21 protein-coding genes, 1 tRNA gene and 1 pseudogene are annotated in these 23,333 nt (G+C 56.4%); 19 read left to right on the top strand and 4 right to left on the bottom strand.

The features are described 5' to 3' along the window. Positions 1-14: 14 nt before the first annotated feature. Entirely contained in the window at positions 15-1,709 is a 1,695-nt protein-coding gene (leuA, locus tag IBX51_RS00115) for a 2-isopropylmalate synthase (protein ID WP_291827226.1), read from the top strand. A 93-nt stretch (positions 1,710-1,802) separates the two neighbouring features. Here the strand turns inward: leuA and IBX51_RS00110 are convergent, their stop codons facing one another. The 3 genes and pseudogenes from IBX51_RS00110 to xseA form a co-directional block, all read right to left on the bottom strand. Beyond that, positions 1,803-2,012 carry a cold-shock protein gene (locus IBX51_RS00110; protein WP_044385991.1) on the bottom strand — a complete coding sequence of 70 codons (210 nt, stop codon included), beginning with the start codon at positions 2,010-2,012 and terminating at the stop codon, positions 1,803-1,805. Between the two features lie 358 nt (positions 2,013-2,370). Continuing rightward, positions 2,371-4,263: pseudogene (locus IBX51_RS00105) on the bottom strand (propionyl-CoA synthetase); the annotation flags it as partial. Positions 4,264-4,356: 93 nt separating this feature from the next. Further along, positions 4,357-5,736 (bottom strand): exodeoxyribonuclease VII large subunit, encoded by a 1,380-nt coding sequence (xseA, locus tag IBX51_RS00100; RefSeq protein ID WP_291827220.1) that lies wholly within the window; start codon positions 5,734-5,736, stop codon positions 4,357-4,359. 188 nt (positions 5,737-5,924) lie between these two features. On the opposite strand from xseA, the gene guaB reads away from it, so the two are divergent. The 6 genes from guaB (at position 5,925) to IBX51_RS00070 (ending at position 12,370) form a co-directional block, all read left to right on the top strand. After that, complete coding sequence (guaB, locus tag IBX51_RS00095; protein ID WP_291827218.1) at positions 5,925-7,388, top strand: IMP dehydrogenase; 1,464 nt, start codon at positions 5,925-5,927, stop codon at positions 7,386-7,388. 65 nt (positions 7,389-7,453) lie between these two features. Beyond that, complete coding sequence (guaA, locus tag IBX51_RS00090; RefSeq protein ID WP_291827216.1) at positions 7,454-9,031, top strand: glutamine-hydrolyzing GMP synthase; 1,578 nt, start codon at positions 7,454-7,456, stop codon at positions 9,029-9,031. A gap of 28 nt (positions 9,032-9,059) precedes the next feature. Next, on the top strand, positions 9,060-9,575 hold the full coding sequence (gene tadA / locus IBX51_RS00085) for a tRNA adenosine(34) deaminase TadA (RefSeq protein ID WP_291827595.1): 516 nt from the start codon (positions 9,060-9,062) through the stop codon (positions 9,573-9,575). Beyond that, positions 9,572-10,561: a UDP-glucose 4-epimerase GalE gene (galE, locus tag IBX51_RS00080; protein WP_291827214.1), complete on the top strand. Its 990-nt coding sequence runs from the start codon at positions 9,572-9,574 to the stop codon at positions 10,559-10,561. The genes tadA and galE overlap by 4 nt, the downstream gene beginning before the upstream one ends. Positions 10,562-10,594: 33 nt before the next feature. Further along, positions 10,595-11,941, top strand: coding sequence for a UDP-glucose/GDP-mannose dehydrogenase family protein (locus tag IBX51_RS00075; protein WP_291827212.1), 1,347 nt, complete (start codon positions 10,595-10,597; stop codon positions 11,939-11,941). Positions 11,942-11,959: 18 nt separating this feature from the next. Beyond that, on the top strand, positions 11,960-12,370 hold the full coding sequence (locus IBX51_RS00070) for an HIT domain-containing protein (protein WP_291827209.1): 411 nt from the start codon (positions 11,960-11,962) through the stop codon (positions 12,368-12,370). Positions 12,371-12,382: 12 nt separating this feature from the next. On the opposite strand, the gene fabR is transcribed toward IBX51_RS00070, so the two are convergent. Then, complete coding sequence (gene fabR, locus IBX51_RS00065; protein WP_367166326.1) at positions 12,383-13,009, bottom strand: HTH-type transcriptional repressor FabR; 627 nt, start codon at positions 13,007-13,009, stop codon at positions 12,383-12,385. 334 nt (positions 13,010-13,343) lie between these two features. Between fabR and aspS the strand changes: the two genes are divergently transcribed. The 12 genes from aspS to IBX51_RS00005 all read left to right on the top strand — a co-directional run bounded on the left by aspS (position 13,344) and on the right by IBX51_RS00005 (position 23,218). Next, positions 13,344-15,143 (top strand): aspartate--tRNA ligase, encoded by a 1,800-nt coding sequence (gene aspS, locus IBX51_RS00060; RefSeq protein ID WP_291827207.1) that lies wholly within the window; start codon positions 13,344-13,346, stop codon positions 15,141-15,143. 84 nt (positions 15,144-15,227) lie between these two features. Then, positions 15,228-15,755: a crossover junction endodeoxyribonuclease RuvC gene (gene ruvC / locus IBX51_RS00055; protein WP_291827205.1), complete on the top strand. Its 528-nt coding sequence runs from the start codon at positions 15,228-15,230 to the stop codon at positions 15,753-15,755. A gap of 30 nt (positions 15,756-15,785) precedes the next feature. Beyond that, on the top strand, positions 15,786-16,415 hold the full coding sequence (ruvA, locus tag IBX51_RS00050) for a Holliday junction branch migration protein RuvA (protein WP_291827202.1): 630 nt from the start codon (positions 15,786-15,788) through the stop codon (positions 16,413-16,415). A gap of 142 nt (positions 16,416-16,557) precedes the next feature. After that, positions 16,558-17,589: a Holliday junction branch migration DNA helicase RuvB gene (ruvB, locus tag IBX51_RS00045; protein ID WP_291827199.1), complete on the top strand. Its 1,032-nt coding sequence runs from the start codon at positions 16,558-16,560 to the stop codon at positions 17,587-17,589. After that, a complete protein-coding gene (gene ybgC, locus IBX51_RS00040) occupies positions 17,582-18,007 on the top strand; it encodes a tol-pal system-associated acyl-CoA thioesterase (RefSeq protein ID WP_291827197.1) in 426 nt (141 codons plus the stop codon). The genes ruvB and ybgC overlap by 8 nt, the downstream gene beginning before the upstream one ends. A gap of 38 nt (positions 18,008-18,045) precedes the next feature. Next, entirely contained in the window at positions 18,046-18,732 is a 687-nt protein-coding gene (tolQ, locus tag IBX51_RS00035; protein ID WP_291827195.1) for a protein TolQ, read from the top strand. A gap of 31 nt (positions 18,733-18,763) precedes the next feature. Beyond that, the gene (gene tolR, locus IBX51_RS00030; protein ID WP_291827193.1) at positions 18,764-19,213 is read left to right on the top strand and encodes a protein TolR; all 450 of its coding nucleotides are present in this window, start codon (positions 18,764-18,766) and stop codon (positions 19,211-19,213) included. Between the two features lie 75 nt (positions 19,214-19,288). After that, positions 19,289-20,275 (top strand): cell envelope integrity protein TolA, encoded by a 987-nt coding sequence (tolA, locus tag IBX51_RS00025; RefSeq protein ID WP_291827590.1) that lies wholly within the window; start codon positions 19,289-19,291, stop codon positions 20,273-20,275. A gap of 80 nt (positions 20,276-20,355) precedes the next feature. Further along, the gene (gene tolB / locus IBX51_RS00020) at positions 20,356-21,609 is read left to right on the top strand and encodes a Tol-Pal system beta propeller repeat protein TolB (RefSeq protein ID WP_291827587.1); all 1,254 of its coding nucleotides are present in this window, start codon (positions 20,356-20,358) and stop codon (positions 21,607-21,609) included. Positions 21,610-21,655: 46 nt separating this feature from the next. Then, positions 21,656-22,225 carry a peptidoglycan-associated lipoprotein Pal gene (pal, locus tag IBX51_RS00015; protein ID WP_291827191.1) on the top strand — a complete coding sequence of 190 codons (570 nt, stop codon included), beginning with the start codon at positions 21,656-21,658 and terminating at the stop codon, positions 22,223-22,225. Between the two features lie 25 nt (positions 22,226-22,250). Beyond that, positions 22,251-23,024, top strand: coding sequence for a tol-pal system protein YbgF (gene ybgF / locus IBX51_RS00010; protein WP_291827188.1), 774 nt, complete (start codon positions 22,251-22,253; stop codon positions 23,022-23,024). A gap of 118 nt (positions 23,025-23,142) precedes the next feature. Then, a tRNA-Lys gene (locus IBX51_RS00005) sits at positions 23,143-23,218 on the top strand. The last annotated feature ends 115 nt before the right edge of the window (positions 23,219-23,333 follow it).

Below are 23,333 nucleotides of genomic sequence, written 5' to 3'. Positions count from 1 at the left end.
AGGAATGTTCAGGTATGGCCTTTGACCATCGTAAATACAGCGCCTTTAAGCCAGTAGCTAAAGAAGATCGTCGTTGGCCGGATCAGGTCATCGAGAAAGCCCCGGTCTGGTGCGCCGTTGATCTGCGCGATGGCAACCAGGCGCTGGTTAAGCCTATGGGCGTCGCTCAAAAACAACGGCTGTTCGATTTGTTAGTCAAACTTGGCTTTAAGGAAATTGAAATCGGCTTTCCGGCAGCCAGTCAGCCCGACTTTGATTTTTGCCGCAAACTGATTGAAGAAAACCGAATCCCCGCTGATGTGAAAATTCAGGTGCTTACCCAGGCGCGGCCGGAACTCATTAAACGCACCTATCAGGCACTTGAGGGGGTGAAGCAAGCCGTTGTTCACGTTTACAACTCAACGTCTGCCGTTCAGCGTGAGCAGGTGTTCGGTCTGGACCGCGCCGGCATCAAAGACATCGCCGTACAGGGCGCAACCGTGGTCAAAGAGATCGCTGAGCGTTATCCGGATACTGACTGGACGTTCCAGTATTCGCCAGAGAGCTTTACCGGCACCGAGCTGGATTTCGCGGCCGAGGTAGTTGATGCAGTGAACGATGTCTGGCGACCGGACCAGGGCCAGCCAGTGATCATAAACTTGCCTGCCACCGTTGAGATGGCAACCCCTAACGTGTTTGCCGACCAGGTGGAATGGATTTGTGAGAATATCCGCTACCGTGAGCACGTCAGGATCAGTGTGCACACCCACAATGACCGGGGTTGTGCTGTGGCAGCCGCTGAATTGGCGGTGATGGCAGGAGCTGACCGGGTTGAAGGCACGTTGATGGGTAACGGAGAGCGCACCGGTAATATGGATCTGGTTACCATGGCTATGAATCTGTATTCGCAAGGCATTGACCCGATGCTGGACCTCTCTGGTATGGCTGAAATTACCGATGTGGTAGAAGCGTGTACTGAGATTTCCACTCACCCACGCCATCCCTACGCGGGTGAGTTGGTGTTTACGGCGTTTTCTGGCAGTCACCAGGATGCTATTCGAAAGTGCCTGGCAAGACGTACGGAGGGCGAAACCTGGAATGTCGCCTATCTGCCGATTGATCCCTTTGATCTTGGCCGGCGATACGAAGAAGTGGTGCGCATCAACAGCCAGTCCGGCAAGGGCGGGGTAGCGTACGTGCTGGAACGGGATTACAAGATCAGCTTGCCCCGTTGGTTGCAGATCGAGTTCAGCAAAGTGGTGCAACGCGAAGCCGAAACCAACGGTGGTGAAATTGACTCCCACACCATTCACCGGTTGTTTGATGAGCGCTACCTGAAAGTGCATACCGATTGGGCTTTGCGCTCTTATGATTTGCATCGGGATAATGATGGCGTTCGGGCCGAGGTGGTGGTGGGTCGTGATGCCTCCCCGATAACGCTGGTAGGGCAGGGGCTGGGTGCCGTTGAGGCAGTATCGGACGCGCTGGCAAAACGGTTCGGGATTGCCGTTGCGGTTGAGGCGTATGATGAGTTTGCGTTGGGCGAGGGGACCAATGCCAATGCTCTGGCCTGCATCCGCCTGACCGCCAATGGCCAGCATTGCAGTGCAGCTGCGCTGGCGGAGGATACGACCTCGGCGACCTTGCAGGCGCTATTCTCAGCCGTTGCTCAGACGGCAGCCAGCGATGCCGCTACTACCTCAGAAACTGGCGCGGTTGCCCAGGCCTGAGCCGGTAGCCTTCAAATACAAGAACGGCCAGCGATGTGCTGGCCGTTCTTTTCCGTCTGCCCGTGAGGGGCATCCGGCAGTTAACGCAACCGCTTACAGCGGGGTTACGTTTTCCGCCTGCGGGCCTTTCGGTCCCTGAGTAACGGTGAACTGTACTTGCTGGCCCTCTGCCAGAGTACGGAAACCGCCGGAATTGATTGCACTGTAGTGAACGAAAACGTCACTGCCGCCTTCCTGAGCAATAAAGCCAAAGCCTTTGGATTCGTTGAACCACTTTACTTGGCCAGTCTTGGTATCGGACATCGATCTTTCCTGTCTTACTGAAATGTTGCCCTCACGGGACGTTCGGATTCCGCACAGGTAGCAGCCTGTACGGACTCGGCTTCTGCCGGAGCGGAAACCGTTGCTGGAACATCCGGAGCGTACTGAGGAAGGGCAACGAAAAGCCTTGGGCAGGACGTTGAAACGCATTCGCCAAATACCGCTGCAGAGGATCACAGCAATTTTTAGTATAGACCGTGTTTGGGGGGCGTCAATTGTTTTTTCAGGAAGTTTTTAAAGATTTAAAATGTTTAAAAACAGTGGGTTGTCACAGATATGCAACACAACTTTGCCTGGGTTTCAGGCAAAGTTGTGTTGCATATTATGAAGGCTTTGCGAATCAGCGCCCGAATTTCTCGCTGATTTCCTCAAGAATGGCGGGGTCGTCGATCGTGCTGGGCACATTGTACTGCTCCCCGTCGGCAATTTGCCGAATGACCCGGCGCAAAATCTTGCCTGAGCGGGTCTTGGGCAGTCGATCCACCACAATGGCTCGACGGAAGCAGGCAATGGCGCCGATTTTCTCCCGAACCATGTCAACCAGTTCTTCTTCGAGTTCGTCCTGATCAATGGTTGCGCCATCTTTGATCAACACCAGGCCAATGGGGATCTGGCCTTTCATGTCATCGTGAGCGCCAACCACACAACACTCGGCGATGGCCGGGTGTGAAGCAACGACTTCTTCCATTTCGCCGGTGGACAGGCGGTGGCCGGCCACGTTGATCACGTCGTCGGTGCGCCCCATGATAAAGACGTAGCCATCGTCGTCGATAAAGCCGCCGTCGCCAGAGCTGTAGAACCCGGGAATCGGGTCCAGATAGCTGCTCTGAAACCGTTTGTCATCGCCCCAAACTGTCATCAGACAGCCAGGTGGCAGCGGGAGTTTGACGGCAATCTGGCCCTGTTCGCCGGCAGGTATCTGGCTGCCTTCCGGGTCCACCACCTGAACGTTGAACCCTGGCGAGGGCACGGTGGCCGACCCCGGCTTGGTGGCCATCATTTCAAGGCCCACCGGGTTGCAGCAGATGGCCCAGCCGGTTTCGGTCTGCCACCAGTGGTCCAGAATCGGCAGGCCAGTATGCTCCTTGAGCCACTCATAGGTGGGTGGGTCCAGCCGTTCACCGGCCAGGAAGATGCGCTTTAGCGATGATACATCGTAGCGGCCAAGCTGATCGGCTTCCGGGTCTTCCTTGCGAACGGCTCGGAAAGCGGTTGGAGCAGTGAACAGCATATTCACTTTGTGATCCTGCACCACGCGCCAGAATGCGCCTGCGTCTGGGGTTCTGACTGGCTTGCCTTCATAAAGGATAGTGGTGCAGCCGGCGAATAGCGGCGCATAAACAATATAACTGTGACCCACCACCCAGCCAACATCCGAGGCAGCCCAGAACACGTCGCCGGGTTTGGCGTCGTACACCAGCTTCATGCTGTATTTCAGGGCTACTGCATGGCCGCCGTTATCTCGTACCACCCCTTTTGGCTTGCCCGTGGTGCCAGAGGTGTAGAGAACGTAAAGCGGGTCGGTTGATTTTACGGGTACCGGATCGGCTGGCTCCGCGCTGGCGCAGATCTCTTCCCAGTCAAAATCACGCCCGTCTTTTAGCGTCGCTGTGGTTTGAGGTCTCTGATAGACCACGCACAGGTCGGGTTTGTGGCTGGACAGCTCAATGGCCTTGTCCACCAGTGGTTTGTATTCAATCACTTTGGTGACTTCGATGCCGCAAGAGGCGGTAATCAGCGCTTTTGGCTGGGCATCTTCAATTCGCACCGCCAGTTCATGGGCGGCAAAACCCCCGAACACGACAGAGTGAACGGCGCCCAGGCGTGCGCAGGCCAGCATGGCGATGGCTGCCTGCGGGATCATGGGCATATACAGGATAACCCGGTCGCCCTTCTCGATACCGCGGGCCCGCAAAGCGCCGGCGAATCGCGCAACGTCATCGCGTAATTCGTTGTAGGTATATTTTTGCTGAGTATTGGTTACCGGCGAGTCGTAGATAAGGGCGGTCTGTTGCCCGCGGCCGGCGCGGATGTTGGCATCAAGCGCGGCATCGCTGGTGTTGAGGGTTCCGTCGGGGAACCACTCGCCGTGACCGTTATTCAGTGCCTGCCAAATGGTTTTCGGAGATTCAATCCAATCTATATCTTGAGCTTGTTCTCGCCAGAAGTCATCCCGTTGGTCGATCGACCGGCGGAACTCAGAGTGGTAGTTCATGCTTGCCACCTCAGCTGTGCTGTTTTTGTTCTGTGATTGTTAAACACAACTGTAGAAGCTTTAAAAACCATGACTACTAGACCATAGGCGAAGTCGCCTGGTATTTAACGCTCAATGGCTATCAGAGTTGACCTCTGTCACCTGTGCGCGAACACTGCCCTGGCCAAAGCGGGCGGTGATTGATGAGCCTTCGCTGAGGGCCTCAGAGTTGCGAACAATCCGGTTCTGGTCATCCCTTACAATTGCGTAACCCCGCCCAAGGGTGGCTAGCGGACTGACTAGGTGCAGGGTTTGAGCATTATGTTGCAGGTGCTCATGCTGTTGTCGAAGCTGTTGCCGGATGGCAGCTTCGAGCCGGTCGTTCAGCCTGGTTGTCTGCTCACTGGCTGCGAGCAGGGTTTTGTGAGGCGATTGGGTGCTCAGTCGTTGGCTGAGGTGGTTGGCCTTGAGTCTGGTCTGAACAAGTTGCTGCGCCATCGCTTTGTTCAGGCGCAGGTCCAGCTCGTCCATGCGTTGAGCTTTGTCCTGTAGCTGCCTGCGTGGATCCCGCAATCTGGCGGCAAGGTGGCCCAGCTGGGTTTGCAGGCGCTGAAACAGCCGGCGCGCGGACTGACCGAGCCGCAACTCCTGCTCACCAAGCCGGCGTAGCCATTGGAGTTGATCGGGAGAGGCCTTTTCAGCCGCCGCTGAGGGTGTCGGTGCTCTGAGATCCGCCACAAAATCCGCAATGGTGACATCGACCTCGTGGCCGACCGCGCTGACGGTTGGTATTGAGCAGCTGGCAATGGCCCTGGCGACCGTCTCTTCATTGAAGCACCAGAGATCTTCCAGTGAACCGCCCCCACGACCAATGATCAGTAAGTCGGCGACTCCATGGCGTTGCGCCTGGTCTATGGCGCGGACAATGTCGGCGGTTGCAGCCTGCCCTTGAACCGCCGTGGGGTAGAGTGTCACGGGAATCGCGGGGCAGCGTCGAGCCAGAACGGTCAGTATGTCGTGTATGGCAGCACCGGTCGGGGAGGTAATGACGCCAATGTGGCGCGGCATCGACGGAATCGGTTTTTTTCGCGCCGGGTCAAACAAGCCCTCAGCGTGTAATTTCAGCTTTAATGCTTCAAAAGCCTGCTGCAAAGCGCCAATCCCGGCGGGCTCCATGTGCTCAACGATGATTTGAAAATCGCCACGATTTTCGTAAAGCGTGACCTTGCCGCGAATACGGATCTGGTCGCCTTCGCGGGGCAAGGGGCGGATGCGTTGGTTAGCGCCCCGGAACATGGCGCATCGGATCTGGCATTTCTGGTCTTTCAGGGAGAAGTACCAGTGCCCGGATGAAGGTTTTGAAAAGCTGGACAGTTCGCCTTCTACCCACACCTGCATAAAGCTGGATTCGAGCAAATGCCGGGCCTGACGATTGAGTTCGCTGACGGTTAAAGCCCTTGGGCGGGTATCCGGGTAGGGGGAAGTCAAAAATGGCGCTCCAAGATCGTTCATACGCAATAGCCGAGAGACGGGTAAAAATAACGGAAATTCAGCAAGATGCAATAGAAGTGCAAAAACCTCGCGGTTTACTGTCCGTAGTCACCTCTTTATAATAGGTCGATTAAGGATTTTGCTGTGTTGCACCGTCTCGAGTGTAACGAGCAAGCTCCCAACTTAGCATGTTCAAAAGGCGGATCCCAATGCTGCGTATTGCCGAAGAAGCCCTCACGTTTGATGACATTCTGCTTGTGCCCGGTTACTCCGAGGTTCTTCCCCATCAGGTCAACCTTCAGACCAGGCTGACCAAAGGCATCAACCTGAACATTCCATTGGTGTCGTCGGCAATGGATACGGTCACTGAAGCTGAGTTGGCTATTGCCATGGCTCAGGAAGGCGGTATTGGCATCATGCATAAGAACATGACGCTGGAACAGCAGGCCGCTGCAGTCCGCAAGGTCAAGAAGTATGAGAGTGGTGTGGTGAAAGATCCCATCACGGTAACTCCAGACACCACGGTTCGGGAGCTGGTGGATATTACCATGGCCAACAGTATTTCCGGGCTGCCAGTGGTAGATGGCAACGATCTGGTTGGCATTGTCACGGGCCGTGACATCCGTTTTGAAAGTCGGATGGATACCCCGGTTCGGGATATTATGACCAAAAAAGACAAGCTGGTGACGGTTAAAGAAGGTGCCAGCCTGGACGATGTCAAAGAGCTGTTGCACCGTCACCGAATCGAAAAAGTGCTGGTGGTCAACGACAATTTTGAACTGCGCGGCCTGATTACCGTTAAAGATATCCAGAAAGCCAAGGATTATCCGCTGGCCTGCAAAGATGAGCAGGGTCGTTTGCGGGTAGGTGCCGCAGTTGGTACCGGCGGTGATACAGAAGCCCGTGTGGCGGCGCTGGCAGAGGCCGGTGTTGACGTAATCGTGGTGGATACAGCTCACGGCCATTCTAAAGGTGTTATCGATCGCGTACGCTGGGTAAAAGAAAACTACCCGGACGTTCAGGTGATCGGCGGCAACATTGCCACGTCCTCCGCTGCACTTGCCCTGGCTGACGCCGGTGCCGATGCGGTCAAAGTGGGCATTGGCCCCGGATCGATCTGTACCACCCGAATCGTGGCTGGTATTGGTGTGCCCCAGATTTCAGCGGTTTCCAACGTCGCGGCAGCCATGCGTGACCGTGGCGTACCGGTGATCGCCGACGGCGGTGTGCGCTTCTCTGGCGACATTGCCAAGGCTATTGCTGCTGGCGCTCACAGTGTGATGATTGGCAGCTTGCTGGCGGGTACTGACGAAGCCCCGGGTGAAGTTGAGTTGTTCCAGGGCCGCAGCTACAAGGCTTATCGCGGTATGGGATCGATTGGCGCTATGGGGCAGGGTTCCAGCGACCGTTATTTCCAGGATGCCACCAAAGGCATTGAGAAGCTGGTTCCGGAAGGTATCGAGGGTCGCGTTGCCTGCAAAGGCCCGATGCGTAACATCGTGCACCAGTTGATGGGCGGCCTGCGGGCTTCCATGGGCTACACTGGCAGTGCCACCATGGAAGAGATGCGCACCAAGCCGGAATTTGTCCGGATTACCAACGCGGGTATGCGCGAGAGCCACGTCCACGACGTAACCATCACCAAAGAAGCACCCAACTACCGAATCGGTTAATCTTTGCTCGATCTGACACGGCCCGGTTTCCGGGCCGTGTTGTTTCTTTACAGCCCGAGGACTCCATGGCTCAGAATATTCACGACCACCGTATCCTGATTCTCGATTTCGGTTCTCAGTACACCCAGTTAATTGCTCGCCGTGTGCGAGAAATCGGCGTGTACTGTGAGATCAAAGCGTTCGATATCACAGACGACGAACTGAAAGCATTCAACCCCAAGGGCATTATCCTGGCCGGCGGCCCGGAGTCTGTTACCCAGCTGGGCGGTCCACGGGCCCCTGAAGGGTTGTTCGATAAGGGAATTCCGGTTCTTGGCATCTGCTATGGCATGCAAACCATGGCAGAGCAGCTGGGGGGGCGTGTGGCCAGCTCCGAGAAGCGTGAATTCGGTTACGCTCAGGTCAAGGTGAGGGCCCAGGGTCCGTTGCTGCAGGACATCACGGACCACCTGACCCCGGCGGGCGAGTCCTTGCTGGATGTCTGGATGAGTCACGGTGACAAAGTTGTGGTCATGCCGGAAGGTTTCGAGCTGCTGGCGTCCACTGAAAGCGCGCCGATTGCAGCCATGCAGGATCTCAACCGCAATCTTTATGGCGTGCAGTTCCATCCGGAAGTGACCCACACCCTGCAGGGCAAGAGGCTTCTTGAGCACTTTATCCTGAACATCAGTGGCTGTGAGGCACTTTGGACCCCCGCCAAGATTGTTGACGACGCGGTCCGTCAGATTCGTGAGCAGGTGGGTAATGACAAAGTGTTGCTGGGGCTGTCAGGTGGTGTTGACTCCTCGGTTACCGCAGCGCTGTTGCACAAGGCCATTGGTGATCAGCTGACGTGCGTGTTTGTTGATAACGGCTTGCTGCGACTGCACGAAGGCGACCAGGTGATGGACATGTTCGCCAGTAACATGGGCGTAAAAGTGATCCGTGCCGATGCAGAAGACCTGTTCCTGTCCAAGCTCAAGGGTGTGAACGACCCGGAGCAGAAGCGTAAAGTGATCGGCAACACCTTTATCGAGGTGTTTGATCAAGAAGCTACGCGCATCAAAGACGTGATCTGGCTGGCCCAGGGCACCATCTATCCGGATGTCATCGAATCCGCCGCGTCCAAAACCGGTAAAGCACATGTCATCAAGTCTCACCACAATGTCGGTGGCTTGCCGGAAACCATGAAGCTGAAACTGGTTGAGCCGCTGCGCGAACTGTTCAAAGACGAAGTACGCAAGATCGGCCTGGAGTTGGGCCTGCCCTACGATATGGTTTACCGTCACCCGTTCCCGGGCCCTGGTCTGGGTGTGCGGATTCTGGGCGAGGTCAAGAAAGAGTACGCCGAGATCTTGCGCCGGGCTGACGCCATCTTCCTGGAGGAGCTGCACCGCGCAGACTTCTACCACAAGACCAGTCAGGCCTTTGCGGTGTTCCTGCCGGTGAAGTCGGTTGGCGTGGTGGGTGATGCCCGCCGTTACGAGTATGTGATCGCCATCCGTGCGGTGGAGACCGTCGACTTCATGACCGCTCGCTGGGCGCGCCTGCCGTACGATCTTTTGGAAACCGTGTCTAATCGGATTATCAACGAAATCTCGGGCGTGTCTCGGGTAACCTACGATATCTCGTCCAAGCCGCCGGCCACCATCGAATGGGAATAAGCGGCGGTTAACGGGCGGGAGATAAGCTATTGTGAATAATGCCCGGGAAGACCGATACTGGATGGAACGGGCGTTGGACCTTGCCGGCCAGGCGGCCAGGATGGGTGAAGTGCCTGTTGGCGCAGTGGTGGTTCTCGATGGTAAGGAAGTCGGGGCCGGTTTCAATGCGCCGATTTCTGGCTGCGATCCGACCGCTCATGCCGAGATACGAGCCCTGCGGGATGCCGCTGCCAGGGTGGGTAACTACCGGCTGACAGGCGCCACGCTGTATGTGACGCTGGAGCCTTGCACCATGTGTGTGGGTGCGATCGTTCATGGCCGAATCAGCCGTTTGGTGTATGGAGCGGCGGAGCCGAAAGCCGGAGCTGTGGAATCAGCCCGAAGAACTCTGGAAGAGCCGCACCTGAACTGGCGGGTAGACGTGTCTGGCGGTGTAATGGCTGACCAGTGCGGCCAGGTGATATCCGAATTTTTTAGCCGGCGCCGTCGGGAAATCCGGCAGCGCCGTCAACAACACTCAGGGAAGGGAAGCGCAGCCTCATGAAAGTTCTCGTTACCGGTGGTGCCGGCTACATCGGCAGTCACGTTGTGCGCCAATTGGCGGAGGCAGGCCACGACATTGTGGTGTTCGACAATCTCTCGACCGGCTACCGCTGGGCGGTCACGGCCGGCGAGCTGGTGGTGGCAGATCTGGCGGATGAAGACGCCATTGAGGCGGTGTTCTCAAAGCACCGGTTTGAGGCCGTTTTACACTTCGCAGCCAACATTGTGGTGCCAGAATCGGTCACTAATCCTCTCAAGTATTACAGCAACAATACCCGCAACACCCTGAATCTGCTGAAAGCCGTGGAGCGCCACAAAATACCATCGATGGTGTTTTCCTCTACGGCTGCGGTGTATGGCATGCCTGAACAGACGGTATTGACTGAAGACCTGCCGCTGGCGCCCATTAATCCCTATGGTGCCTCCAAGATGATGAGCGAGCGCATGATCATGGATCTTGCCGCTGCCTCGGACCTCAATTACGTCATCCTGCGTTACTTCAATGTCGCCGGAGCCAACCCGGAAGGACGTCTGGGACAGGCAACGCCCGAGGCAACGCACCTGATCAAGGTCGCCTGTGAGTGCGTGACCGGCCAGCGCCAGGGTATGAGCGTGTTTGGTACCGATTACGACACTCGCGATGGCACCTGTATTCGCGATTACATCCACGTGGAGGACCTGGCGAAGGCTCACGTGATGGCGCTCGATTACATGTCCGGTGGTGGCAAGTCTCAGGTCCTGAATTGTGGTTATGGCCGTGGCTTCACTGTTCAGGAAGTGATCGACGTGGTGAAGCTGGAGTCTGGTGCCTCATTCCCGGTAGAGCAAGCTGGCCGTCGGGCCGGAGATCCTGCCGCTTTAATGGCAGACAACACCCGTATCAAAGACGTTTTGGGTTGGCAGCCGGATTACGATGACCTCAATACCATCGTACGCACTGCTCTTGCCTGGGAAGCCGTCTGGCAGAAGAAAAAAGCCTCCAAATAAAATTGTTAACCAACGAATTTCAGGAATGATGCAATGAAAATTACGATTTTCGGAACCGGATACGTGGGCCTGGTAACGGGCGCTTGCCTTGCGGATGTGGGCCATGACGTACTGTGCATGGATGTGGACCAGGGCAAGATCGAAAAACTGAAGAATGGCCAGATCCCAATTTATGAGCCAGGCCTTGATGGCATCGTCAAACACACGGTCGAGGCCGGCCGGCTGTCGTTCACGACCGATGCCGAAGACGCCGTCAAGCACGGCACCTTGCAGTTCATCGCCGTAGGCACGCCGCCGGATGAAGACGGCTCTGCCGACCTGCAATACGTGCTCGCTGTGGCCAAATCTATTGGTCAGTACATGGACGACTACAAGGTGATAGTGGACAAGTCCACCGTGCCCGTGGGTACCGGAGACAAAGTGAAAGCTGCGGTGCGTGGCCAACTTGACAAGCGCGGCCTGGAGCTGGGTTTCGATGTGGTATCCAATCCGGAATTCCTGAAAGAAGGCGCGGCTATCAACGATTTCATGAAGCCGGATCGCATTGTGGTCGGAACTGACAGCGAGCAGGCTGCTGAAGTGCTGCGCGAGGTCTACTACCCGTTCAACCGCAGCCATGACCGAATGATCTTTATGGACATTCGCTCTGCCGAGCTGACCAAGTATGCGGCTAACTCGATGCTGGCCACCAAAATCAGCTTTATGAATGAAATGTCCAACCTGGCCGAACGCCTGGGTGCTGACATCGAAGCCGTGCGCCGTGGCATTGGTTCTGATCCGCGCATCGGCTATCACTTCATTTATCCCGGCTGCGGCTACGGTGGCTCCTGCTTCCCGAAAGACGTTCAGGCGCTGGCGCGCACTGCTGGTAATTGTGGTTATGAAGCCAAGCTGCTGAATGCCGTAGAAGCTGTCAATTACGCACAGAAGCACGTGCTGTTCGACAAGATCAGTCATTACTTCCAGGGTAACCTGAAAGGCAAGGTGGTTGCGCTTTGGGGCCTGGCGTTCAAGCCGAATACCGACGACATGCGCGAAGCCTCATCACGTACCCTGATGGAAACTCTCTGGGAGGCGGGTGCCACGGTACAGGCCTTTGATCCGGAAGCCATGGAAGAAACCCAGCGCATTTATGAGGGCCATGACGGGCTGACACTGTGCGGCACCAAAGAGCAGGCACTTAAAGGGGCTGATGTGCTGGCCATCTGTACCGAATGGAAAGAATTCCGGTCGCCGGATTTTGATCTGATTGCCGGCGCTCTGAAGCAGCCCGCCATCTTTGATGGTCGCAACCTGTATGAGCCTGAAATGCTTGAGCGCCATGGCCTGGTCTATTATGCCGTTGGCCGCGGTCTTAACCAGTTCCACTCAGCCGGTTAATAACAGGGAGTTCAGGTGATGTTTCAGCTACACGAGCGGCTGACGGCAGATACACACAAGCTGGGATACTCCCGTTTGTGTGAGGTTTGTCTGATGAACGACAAAACCTGGCCGTGGATTATCCTGGTGCCGGCCGTACCCGGCATCCGGGAAATCTACGAGCTGAAGCATAATCAACAGGTGCGGTTAGTGGAAGAATCCTCGGTATTAAGCCGAGGTATGATGGAGCTTTTTAGCGGCGACAAAATGAACGTTGCGGCACTGGGCAACATGGTGCCGCAGCTGCATTTGCATCACATTGTGCGGTATCAAGGAGACCCGGCATGGCCGGGTCCGGTTTGGGGCAAGCAGGCGCCCGTGCCGTACACAGATGATCAGCTGGCGGAAGTCAGTGCCAGGCTGCATCCATTATTGCAGTCCCTGGCCTGATCCGGCCCGTGTCTACTCCGGGCCCTGTTGCCACTGGGCCAGGGTCTGGGAGCCCACCAGAATCATTCGCAACTCGGTTTTCAATTTGACTTTCAGCTCTTCCCGCTCTTTGGGTGTGGCATCCAGTGCTTCCGCTCCCTGATTAAACACCAGCGTTACCATGGCTTCAGCCACCAGGCGTGGCTCTGCCAGCTGTTTGTTCTGCTCTTCTGCAAAGCGGCGCAGGTCATCTGCAAGCTCGGTCACAAAGTGATCAATTTCCGCCTTCACCGCCGTACGAAAGGGCTTGGATACCCCGGTGCGCTCCCGCAACATCAGGCGGAACAGGTTGGCATTATTGCCCAGATACTCCATGAATGTGTCTACCGAGGTGGAAATCGCACTCCCGTTCCGAACAATCCGCTTGCGGGCCTGGCGCATCAGTTGCCGCAGCGCCACACCGCCTTCATCCACCAAGGCCAGGCCCAATTCATCCAGCTCTGAAAAGTGCCGATAGAATGAGGTTGGGGCGATGCCAGCTTCACGGGCTACTTCTCGCAAGCTCAGGCTGCCAAAGCCCCGGTCTGCGCTCAGCTGCGCCAGGGCGGCGTCCATTAATGCCCGGCGGGTCTTCAGTTTCTGCTCTGCTCTGGTGGCCAAAATGGCTACTCCAACGACCGCTAAAACCCGGCATTTTAGCCGTCTGTTCACATGGAGTCATCTGAGTGGCTCAAATGCGTTTCGGTACGCCTGATTTTCAACGGCATTGTGTTTATAATGGGCGGCTTTTCCAGTAAGGTCGCAAAAATTTCCATCGGCCAGGATTTCGCTGCAAGCAATCAGGTGGGGATGGCTTTCCGAAACACGCTGTGAATACGTCCGTGTAAGCTCGGCTTCGCCATCCATGGCTCCGCACGGTTTCGGAAAGCCATCCCCACCTGATTGCCCAGACATCACGAATTAACGCACACATTCAGAACGAACGGGAACCGATATGCGCAGTCATTATTGCGGTGGGATCAACGAATCCCACATTGATCAGGAAGTCACACTCTGCGGATGGGTACACCGCCGCCGTGACCACGGCGGGGTTATCTTCCTGGATCTGCGGGATCGGGATGGCATGTCTCAGGTGGTTATCGATCCAGACACCCCTGAAAGCTTTGGTCTGGCGGAAAAAGTCCGTAGCGAATTTGTGGTCAAAATCACTGGCCGCGTACGTCGTCGCCCTGCCGGCACCGAAAACAACACTATGCCTACCGGCCAGGTAGAGCTGCTGGGTAAAGAGCTGGTTATCCTGAACGCAGCCGCCACCCCGCCGTTCCCGCTGGATGAACACGTAGACGTGGGCGAAGACGTTCGCCTGCGTTACCGCTTTATCGACCTGCGTCGGCCAGAAATGATCAATCGTCTGCGCTTCCGCTCCCGGGTTACCAGCTACATCCGTAACTTCCTGGACAGCCGCGGCTTCATGGATGTGGAAACGCCCATTCTGACCCGGGCCACCCCGGAAGGTGCCCGCGATTACCTGGTACCCAGCCGGACCCACGACGGTTCCTTCTTTGCGCTGCCCCAGTCACCTCAGCTGTTCAAACAAATGCTGATGGTGTCTGGCGTTGATCGCTACTACCAGATCGCCAAATGTTTCCGCGACGAAGACCTGCGGGCAGATCGCCAGCCTGAATTTACCCAGGTAGATATCGAGGCCTCCTTCATTGACGAAGAGACTTTGATGCAGCTGAACGAAGACATGATTCGGTCCCTGTTCAAAGACGTGCTGGATGTTGAGCTGCCAGACTTCCCGCGCATGCCATACTCCGAAGCCATGCAGCGTTTTGGTAGTGACAAACCAGACCTGCGGATTCCGCTCGAACTGCTCGACGTTGGTGACCTGGTTGAAGGCGTCGACTTTAAAGTATTCGCTGGCCCGGCAAAAGACCCGAAAGGCCGTGTTGCGGCGCTGCGCGTCCCGAAAGGTGGCGAGCTGAGCCGAAAGCAGATCGACGACTACACCAAATTTGTTGGCATCTATGGGGCCAAGGGCCTGGCCTACATCAAGGTTAACGACCTGGCCAAAGGTGTCGAAGGCTTGCAGTCTCCGATTGTGAAGTTCCTGGGTGATGACATTGCCCTGGCGATCATCGAGCGCGTGGGTGCGGAAGACGGCGACATCGTGTTCTTCGGTGCCGACAAAGCCACTGTGGTCAACGAAGCGCTGGGCGCATTACGCATCAAAGTCGGCCACGATCTGAACATGTTGACCTGCGAGTGGGCACCGATGTGGGTTGTCGACTTCCCGATGTTCGAAGAGACCTCGGATGGTGGCCTGACGGCCATTCATCATCCGTTCACAGCACCCTCGTGCAGCCCGGAAGAGCTGGCCTCCGATCCCGCTACCGCACTGTCCCGTGCCTACGACATGGTGCTGAACGGCACCGAGCTGGGCGGCGGTTCTATCCGTATTCACGACGGCAAGATGCAGGAAACTGTTTTCCGCATTCTTGGCATTGGTGAGGAAGAAGCCCGAGCCAAGTTCGGCTTCCTGCTGGACGCACTGAAGTTTGGTTGCCCACCTCACGGTGGCCTGGCCTTTGGCCTGGACCGTCTGGTGATGCTGATGACCGGCTCGTCGTCGATTCGTGACGTGATTGCCTTCCCGAAGACCCAGAGCGCCACCTGCCTGATGACTCAGGCGCCGGGCGAAGTAGACGAAAAACAGCTCAAAGAGTTGCACATTCGCCTGCGTCGCTCTGCCAAGCCGGTTGAAGGCAACAAAGCAGAAGACCAAGAGTAAGTGCCTGGGGTCGGGAGAGCGGGCAGTGTCCGCATTCCCGGCCCGGCATGCTGGTATGACCAATGCACCTCTGAGGGCAGGCGGATGCCAATCATCCTTGGAGTAGATCCGGGCTCCCGAATTACCGGTTACGGCATCATTCGCGTGGATGGCCGCCAGATCGAATACCTCGACAGCGGCTGCATCCGGGTTGGTGAAAAGCCGATGGCGGAGCGCCTGCAAACCATTTTTCAAAGCCTCGCAGTGCTGATTGGCGAGTATCGTCCTGAAGAATTTGCCATCGAGCAAGTATTCATGGCACGCAATCCAGATTCTGCCCTCAAGCTGGGTCAGGCCCGGGGCGCGGCCATTGTCAGTGCTGCCAACAGTGGATTGGCGGTGCATGAGTACTCCGCAAGGCAGGTAAAGCAGGCGGTAGTCGGCACCGGCGGCGCCGACAAGGCCCAGATCCAACACATGGTGCAGACCCTGTTGGGGTTGTCGCGCAAGCCTCAGGAAGACGCCGCCGACGCTCTGGCTATTGCCTTATGCCATGCCCACATGAACCAGAGCATGCTCAAGCTGGCCGGGATCGGTGGCAAGGTCAGGGGTGGGCGTGTCCGGCGACAATAACAAGCTCACAACAGCCACAGGAGACCTGCTTTGATTGGTCGTATCCGAGGATTGCTTGTAGAAAAAAACCCAGGCCATGCACTGGTTGAGTGTTCCGGGCTGGGTTATGAAATTGATATTCCCTACACCACTTTCTTTCACCTGCCAGAGATCGGGCAGGAAGTCACCCTGCACACACACTTTGCTGTTCGCGAAGATGCCCAGAGCCTCTTTGGCTTTGCCTCCCGGCTGGATCGTAATCTGTTCCGGTTGTTGATCAAGGTTAACGGGGTAGGGCCGAAGCTTGCGGTGGGTATTCTCTCCGGCCTGGATGCGCAACAGTTTATCCGCTGTGTTGAGGCGCGAGACGTCAGCTCACTGGTCAAACTGCCCGGTGTCGGCAAGAAAACGGCCGAGCGGTTATTGATTGAAATGACCGATCGAATTGGTCAGCTCGAGGGGCAGTTTATACCAGCTGCACCGGGTGTGACCGGTTCAGGCGAGCTTCAGGTAGCGCCTGTGGCAAATCACGATCCCAGAGAAGAAGCGGAATCCGCCCTGATTTCACTCGGTTACAAGCCCCAGGAGGCTGCCAGAGCGATCGCCAAAGTCGCGGAGCCGGAGATGACCAGCGAGACGCTGATTCGTCTCGCCTTGCGCAATATGATTCCGGCCGGGTAATTTCTGATTCTCCGGCTTTTTTATGTCGCCTCATGACACCAATGTGTAGAGAGCGTAACGTGACTCCCACAATGCCCTTTGTACAATTGGTGCATCCTGAACAAGCGGGCAGGTTGTTTATTCCCAGCAAGCGGATAATGCCATGATTGAATCCGACCGACTGATATCGGCAAAGGGCGGTGAATACGAGGAAGTGCATGATCGAGCTATTCGCCCGACCTTGTTATCCGAGTATGTTGGTCAGCCGACGGTTCGGGAGCAGATGGAAATTTTTATTTCTGCTGCACGAGCCCGCCAGGAGGCCCTGGATCATGTTTTGATCTTTGGCCCACCCGGGCTCGGTAAAACCACGTTGGCGAACATCATTGCTAACGAAATGGGTGTGGCCATCAAGACGACCTCCGGGCCGGTACTGGAAAAAGCCGGTGACCTTGCAGCAATGCTCACCAATCTCGAAGAAGGCGATGTCTTGTTTATTGACGAGATCCATCGTCTGAGTGCGGCGGTAGAGGAAGTCTTGTATCCGGCCATGGAGGACTACCAGCTGGACATTATGATCGGCGAAGGCCCTGCGGCCCGGTCTATCAAGCTGGATTTACCGCCATTTACCCTGGTAGGAGCGACCACGCGTGCCGGCTTGCTAACGTCACCGCTGCGTGACCGGTTTGGTATTGTTCAGCGCCTGGAGTTTTACAACACGCAGGATTTGACGCACATCATCACGCGGTCTGCCCGGTTGTCGTCGGTGTCTATCGACAGCGCCGGGGCGTTTGAGATAGCCCGCCGGTCTCGTGGCACACCAAGGATTGCTAACCGCTTACTCAGGCGCGTGAGGGATTTTGCAGAGGTGCGCGCCGACGGTCGCATCACCGCAGACATTGCCGATCAGGCGCTGAACATGTTGAAAGTGGACAGTCAGGGTTTTGATCACATGGACCGCCGGCTGTTGTTGGCGATGATCGAGAAATTCGATGGTGGTCCAGTGGGTGTCGAGAGTCTGGCGGCTGCCATCAGTGAGGAGCGGGGCACGATCGAGGATGTTCTGGAGCCTTTCCTGATTCAGCAGGGCTATATGCTGCGAACGCCAAGAGGCCGCATGGTAACGTCCAGTGCTTACCAGCACTTTGGTGTGGTGCCGCCGAAATCGGACAGAGAGGGCGGCTCCTTTGACTGATGGCGCGAGTAAAGAGGTTTTTGAACTGCCGATCCGGGTGTATATCGAAGACACGGATGCCGGCGGCATTGTGTTTCACGCCAAGTATCTCCACTTCATGGAGAGAGCCAGGACAGAGTGGGTTCGAAGCCAGGGCGTCGGCCTCAGAGCGGGGCTGGAGGACAACATCAGTTACGTGGTGCAGCGCATGAATCTGCACTACCTGGTTCCGGCCAGGCTGGATGATCAGGTGCTGGTAACCGCAGAGCCGATTGCCTCGTCGCGGGTGTGGATGACATTTCGGCAGCAGGTGTTCAGATCAGCTGATCGCCGGCTACTGTGCGAGGCCGAGGTGCGTGTTGCGTGTATTGCGCTGGATACAGGCCGCCCGCGCAGGTTGCCAGATAATATGCAAATGATTCTTAAAAAGTTTCTGTAATTTATTGAAAAGCATACAAACTTAGTCGGGAGTGCACAGTGGAAGCGGAACTTTCAGTCTGGTATTTGATTGCCAATGCCGGGATTCTGGTGCAGTTGGTCATGTTGTTGCTGGTGGTGGCGTCGGTGGTGTCCTGGGCGTTGATATTTCAGCGTGTTCAGGTATTTCGGCAGGCGAAACAGGCGCAATTGGCGTTTGAGGAACGATTTTGGTCTGGTATGGATCTTGGCCAGCTTTACAAAGAGGTGAATGCCAATCCGACCCCGTTCTCCGGTATGGAATCGGTATTCCGCGCCGGCTTCAAGGAGTTCTCCCGCTTGCGCCAGCAAAGCAGGGATGCCGATGCCGTGATGGAAGGTACCCAGCGGGCGATGCGCGTTGCGTTCTCACGCGAGCAGGAACGTCTGGAAATGCACCAGCCGTTTTTGGCCACCGTTGGCTCAACCAGCCCCTACGTCGGCTTGTTCGGTACGGTGTGGGGCATCATGAACTCCTTCCGTGGCCTTGCTCAGGCGCAACAGGCAACGTTGGCTACGGTGGCGCCTGGTATTTCCGAGGCTTTGATCGCAACTGCTATGGGTTTGTTTGCCGCGATTCCGGCCGTTATCGCCTATAACCGTTTTTCGGCCATGTCGGATGCGCTTCTGAAGAACTACGAAACCTTCGCCGAAGAGTTTTCCAGCATTCTGCACAGGCGTGTGCACAACAACGATCAGGCTGCCTGATGGCGGTTATCGGTAACGGGAGTGTAACGGTATGAGCGGCATGAAGGGCATGATGTCCCAGAGTCGGCGCAAACCGATGTCAGAGATCAACGTAGTGCCTTATATCGACGTTATGCTGGTGCTGCTGGTGATCTTTATGGTGACGGCACCGATGCTGACCCAGGGCGTGAAAGTGGATTTGCCTCAAACCACATCAGACCCGATCCAGCAAGATAAGGATGTGGAGTCTATAACGGTCTCGGTGGACAGCAATGGTGCCTATTACCTGGAGGTAGGTGATCGCAGCGGTGATCCCATGTCTTTGTCGGAGGTCAGGGAGCAGGTTGCTAACATCCTGTCACAACGTACCAGTGGGGAAGTATTGGTGCGAGGCGATGAATTTGTTGAATACGGAGTGGTGGTCAGATTAATGGCTGAACTCCAGGCTGCGGGTGCAACCGGTGTTGGTTTAATCACCGACACGCCCCGGGAAAGGCAGTAACAGGGTGGCATTATTGTTGTGAAGGGTCACAAACGGGAAATTATCAGTACCGAGCCTGCATCGCTGAAATCACCGGTGGTGATGTCGTTGGCCTTACACTTGCTGATTGTCGGAATTGCCCTTGCCGGCTGGTCCTGGACATCGCCGGTGTCTGAGCCTGAGCCCAGGCAGATCTCTGCGCGCCTGGTCAGTCCGGAGCCGCGACCCAGCCCGGTGGTCGATGATCAGGACCAGCGAGATCGTGATCAAGAGCGCCGCCAACAGCAGGAGCGGGAACGTCAGGAAGAAGAAGCTGAACGCAGGCGACAGCAAGAACAGGCCCGGCAAGAGGCTGAGCGTCAGGCGCAGGCTGAGGCTCAGGCCAGGCAGCGACAGCAAGAAGAGCAGCAGCGGCAACAAGCCCAGGCGCGAGAGCGCGAACAGCAGCAAGCTCGTGAGCAAGAGGCTGCGCGCCAGCGGGCAGAGGCTGAAGCTAAAGAGCGGGAGCGTCAGCGGGCTGAGCAAGAGCGCCGTCAGCAGGAAGAGGCGCAGCGCAAAGCCGAAGAAGAGAAAAGGCGCCAGGAAGAGCGGCGTAAACAGGAAGAGGCCGAGCGAAAACGCCAGGAAGAAGCTGCCCGGCAAGAGGCGGAACGCAGGCGTCAGGAAGCGGAGCGTCGTTTGAGAGAGCAACAGCTTGAGGCATTGGCGGACGAGTCCGATCGTCAGCGCGAGGCCGAGGCCCGGCGTCAGCAAGAGGCTGCAGCGGCCCGCGCGAGAGAGGCGCAAATGCTGTCGGAGAGCGAACGATATCAGTCTCTGATTCGAGAGCGGCTGAGTCAGGCCTGGTATCCGCCGTCGTCGGCGACGGAGGACATGACGGCCCGAATACAGATAACCTTGTTGCCAACCGGGGAACTGGTTAACGCGAGGCTGGTCAGCAGTAGCGGGAATACCGCGTTTGATAATTCGGCGTTGGGGGCGGTGCGGTCGTTAAGTCGTTACCCTGTGCCTTCGGACCGGAATACATTTGAGCGCTATTTCCGTCAGTTTACCATTGAATTTAACCCGCAACGGTTGCGGTGAGGCCTATGACTTTGAACGCACATAACGCTTATCGCCAGGGATTTTCTTTTGCCGCGGTGCTGACCGCACTGCTGGTGTCCATGCTGGTTGCCAGCACGGCCAGGGCGGAGTTGCTCATTCGCATTACCGAAGGTGCAGACTCAGCCATCCCGATCGCTGTGGTGCCCTTTGCCGAGAGCGGCGCGATGCCCGCCGGTGACAAGGTCAGCAGTATTGTTCAGGCCGACCTGACCATGAGCGGCGAGTTTCGCCCGCTGGAGCCCACCAGAATGCTCAGTTTGCCATCACAACGGTCAGAGGTGTATTTCCGCGACTGGCGCATGCTTGGCCAACGGTATGTTCTGGTAGGTCAGCTTACACGCTCGGGCGAGCGCATAGAGGCGAGATACGAGTTGTTCGATGTCAACCGTGAAGAACGCATTCTGGGTGAAACTGCCGGAGCCTCTGCCAATAATGTTCGTACCCTGGCCCACCACATCAGTGATCGGGTTTACGAGGCTATTACCGGTGATCCAGGGGTGTTTTCCACAAAGCTGGCCTACGTAACGCTCAGCAGAACGGGGGGCGAGACCCTGTATCGGCTTCAGGTGAGTGATCTTGATGGCAAGCGAGCCAGAGTGCGCCTGGAAAGCAAGGAGCCGATTCTTTCGCCGGCCTGGTCGCCGGATGGCAAGCAGTTGGCCTACGTGTCATTTGAAACCGGAAAGCCGGTCGTGTTCACCCATGAACTGGCCAGCGGTGAGCGCAAGAAAGTCGCCGACTTCCCGGGGCTCAACTCAGCACCGGCCTGGTCGCCGGATGGCAAGTCTTTGTTGCTGACTCTGTCAAAAGATGGCAACGCCGAGATTTACCGGCTCGAAATTGCATCGGGCAACCTCACCAGGCTGACTAATCATTGGGCGATTGACACCGAGGGTGCCTGGGATCATGCCGGCAGGGGGATCTTTTTCACCTCTGACCGATCCGGTGGGCCCCAGATCTATTATATGGAGCGTCTGGGTGCCGAACCTCGGCGGATTACCTTCGGCAGCCGTTACAACGCCCGTGCCCGTCCGGATGCCAAAGGCGAGTATGTTTACTACGTTCATCAAAGAAATCGGGCCTTTCACATCGCCCGAATTAATCTGAAAAACGGTGAGGAAACCGTCATCACCCGAACCGAGTCCGATGAATCACCCAGCGTTTCGCCAAACGGACGCATGTTGATTTATGCCACCCAGCAAAACGGTACCAGTGTGCTTACGGTAGTGTCAGCGAACGGTGGGGCAGCTTATAGCTTGCCTGCAGCGGACGGTGATGTGCGTGAGCCCGCGTGGGGTCCTATCGTTCGCTGATTAAGTTGTTGTTCGATTAAACCAAGTCAAAAAAGGAAGTGTGTAGATGAAATTCTCAGTACAGTCCAAAGCGTTTGCAATGCTGTTATCCGTTGGTCTGGTAGCCGGTTGTAGCTCCACCGGGGATACCATGGAAGACGGTACCTACGGGTCTGACGTGGCTGCTATCGATCAGGATGGCGGCTCTACCGTGTATGGCGGTGCGGATGGCGATGGCGTTTCGTCCCGAGGTTTGACCGATGATGAACGCCAGGCGGCTCAGCAGCAGGCAGAACAACAGGCCCTGCGTAACATCACCGTCTTCTACTTCGATTTCGACACCTCTGAAATCAAGCAGGAAGCCCGGGACGTACTGGTCGCACATGCTCGGTTCCTGGCCGACAATCCGCGTCAGAAAGTACGACTGGAGGGTCACACCGATGAGCGTGGCACCAAAGAATACAACCTGGCGCTGGGCGAGCGTCGCGCGAGTGCAGTTCAGCGATTCCTTGTCGTTAACGGTGCTTCCCGTGGTCAGCTTGAAACCGTAAGCTATGGTGAAGAGAAGCCAGCTGTGCATGGTTCTTCGGAAAGCGCCTGGGCGCAGAACCGTCGCGTTGAGCTGGTGTTCGAGTAATCAAAGCTAACTATCGGAAGGTCCCATGAGAAAACTGCTCATGGCGACAGTGCTGTTCCCGCTGGGCTTCGGCCTGGCGGGAGTCAGTCATGCACAGTCGTCCACACCCGCGTTTCAGAACAACACCTCAGAGGCCCAGCGCAAGGCAGGTAACAACCAGGCCACTGCGGAATTGTTCTATATGATCCAGCAACTCCAGGCTGATGTGCGCAGGCTTCAGGGGCAGGTTGAGGAGCAGCAGCATCAGGTCAGTCGGTTGCAACAGCAAAGCCGTGACCGGTACGTGGATCTGGATCAGCGGATTCTGGATCTGTCCAAGAGCCTTGAAAGCAAAGCTGCCGACGACGCTTCGGCAAATTCGCAGGCCAGCCGGCCTGGCGAGGCTACGCGCTCGACTCCAGCCAGAGTGTATCGTTCTCCGGGTGCGGAGGAGCAGAAAACCTACAGCGCCATTATTGACCTGATTCGCAACAAGAAAGACTTTGATGCCGCGATCAGCCAACTCTATGATTTCATCGACCAGTACCCAGAGGGCGATCTAACCGTTAATGCCTATTATTGGCTTGGTGAAGTGTATCTGGCAGATCCGAAGCTGGAGCAGGCAAAACAGGCCTTTACCATTGTCGCCACGCGGTTCCACGATCACCGTAAGGCGCCAGACGCCGTTTACAAGCTTGGCATTACGTTGAATCGGCTGGGCGAAAAAGATGAAGCGAAGCGCCGGATGCAAAGCGTTGTAGAGCGCTATCCGGATACTGGCGCAGCCGATCTTGCGCGTAAGTTTCTTGAGTCTGCGTGAATCTGGTTACAGATTAACCGAGATGTTTGTATCTTGACCGGATCGATAAAAAAGTTGGGGAATCCCCGAGAAAGGGGTTGATCAGCGACGAAATATCAGTAATATGTGCGCCTCGTTTGGGTCGTTAGCTCAGTTGGTAGAGCAGTTGGCTTTTAACCAATTGGTCGAAGGTTCGAATCCTTCACGACCCACCAAACGCAGAGCAAGGGTCATTTGAACGCTTGTTCGCCGGAAGCAAGGCCGGCATCCAGCTATGGGTCGTTAGCTCAGTTGGTAGAGCAGTTGGCTTTTAACCAATTGGTCGAAGGT

The sequence above is a fragment of the Marinobacter sp. genome (genome assembly GCF_014859525.1).
In the GTDB taxonomy this organism is placed as follows: domain Bacteria; phylum Pseudomonadota; class Gammaproteobacteria; order Pseudomonadales; family Oleiphilaceae; genus Marinobacter.
Note: the sequence above shows the minus strand (reverse complement) of the source record. Positions and strands in the feature narration are given on the sequence as shown.

Coding starts and splice junctions, on each gene's coding strand:
- leuA (WP_291827226.1), top strand. CDS start 15: ATGGCCTTTGACCATCGTAAATACAGCGCCTTTAAGCCAGTAGCTAAA.
- IBX51_RS00110 (WP_044385991.1), bottom strand. CDS start 2,012: ATGTCCGATACCAAGACTGGCCAAGTAAAGTGGTTCAACGAATCCAAA.
- xseA (WP_291827220.1), bottom strand. CDS start 5,736: ATGAACGATCTTGGAGCGCCATTTTTGACTTCCCCCTACCCGGATACC.
- guaB (WP_291827218.1), top strand. CDS start 5,925: ATGCTGCGTATTGCCGAAGAAGCCCTCACGTTTGATGACATTCTGCTT.
- guaA (WP_291827216.1), top strand. CDS start 7,454: ATGGCTCAGAATATTCACGACCACCGTATCCTGATTCTCGATTTCGGT.
- galE (WP_291827214.1), top strand. CDS start 9,572: ATGAAAGTTCTCGTTACCGGTGGTGCCGGCTACATCGGCAGTCACGTT.
- IBX51_RS00075 (WP_291827212.1), top strand. CDS start 10,595: ATGAAAATTACGATTTTCGGAACCGGATACGTGGGCCTGGTAACGGGC.
- IBX51_RS00070 (WP_291827209.1), top strand. CDS start 11,960: ATGTTTCAGCTACACGAGCGGCTGACGGCAGATACACACAAGCTGGGA.
- aspS (WP_291827207.1), top strand. CDS start 13,344: ATGCGCAGTCATTATTGCGGTGGGATCAACGAATCCCACATTGATCAG.
- ruvC (WP_291827205.1), top strand. CDS start 15,228: ATGCCAATCATCCTTGGAGTAGATCCGGGCTCCCGAATTACCGGTTAC.
- ruvB (WP_291827199.1), top strand. CDS start 16,558: ATGATTGAATCCGACCGACTGATATCGGCAAAGGGCGGTGAATACGAG.
- tolR (WP_291827193.1), top strand. CDS start 18,764: ATGAGCGGCATGAAGGGCATGATGTCCCAGAGTCGGCGCAAACCGATG.
- tolB (WP_291827587.1), top strand. CDS start 20,356: ATGCTGGTTGCCAGCACGGCCAGGGCGGAGTTGCTCATTCGCATTACC.
- pal (WP_291827191.1), top strand. CDS start 21,656: ATGAAATTCTCAGTACAGTCCAAAGCGTTTGCAATGCTGTTATCCGTT.
- ybgF (WP_291827188.1), top strand. CDS start 22,251: ATGAGAAAACTGCTCATGGCGACAGTGCTGTTCCCGCTGGGCTTCGGC.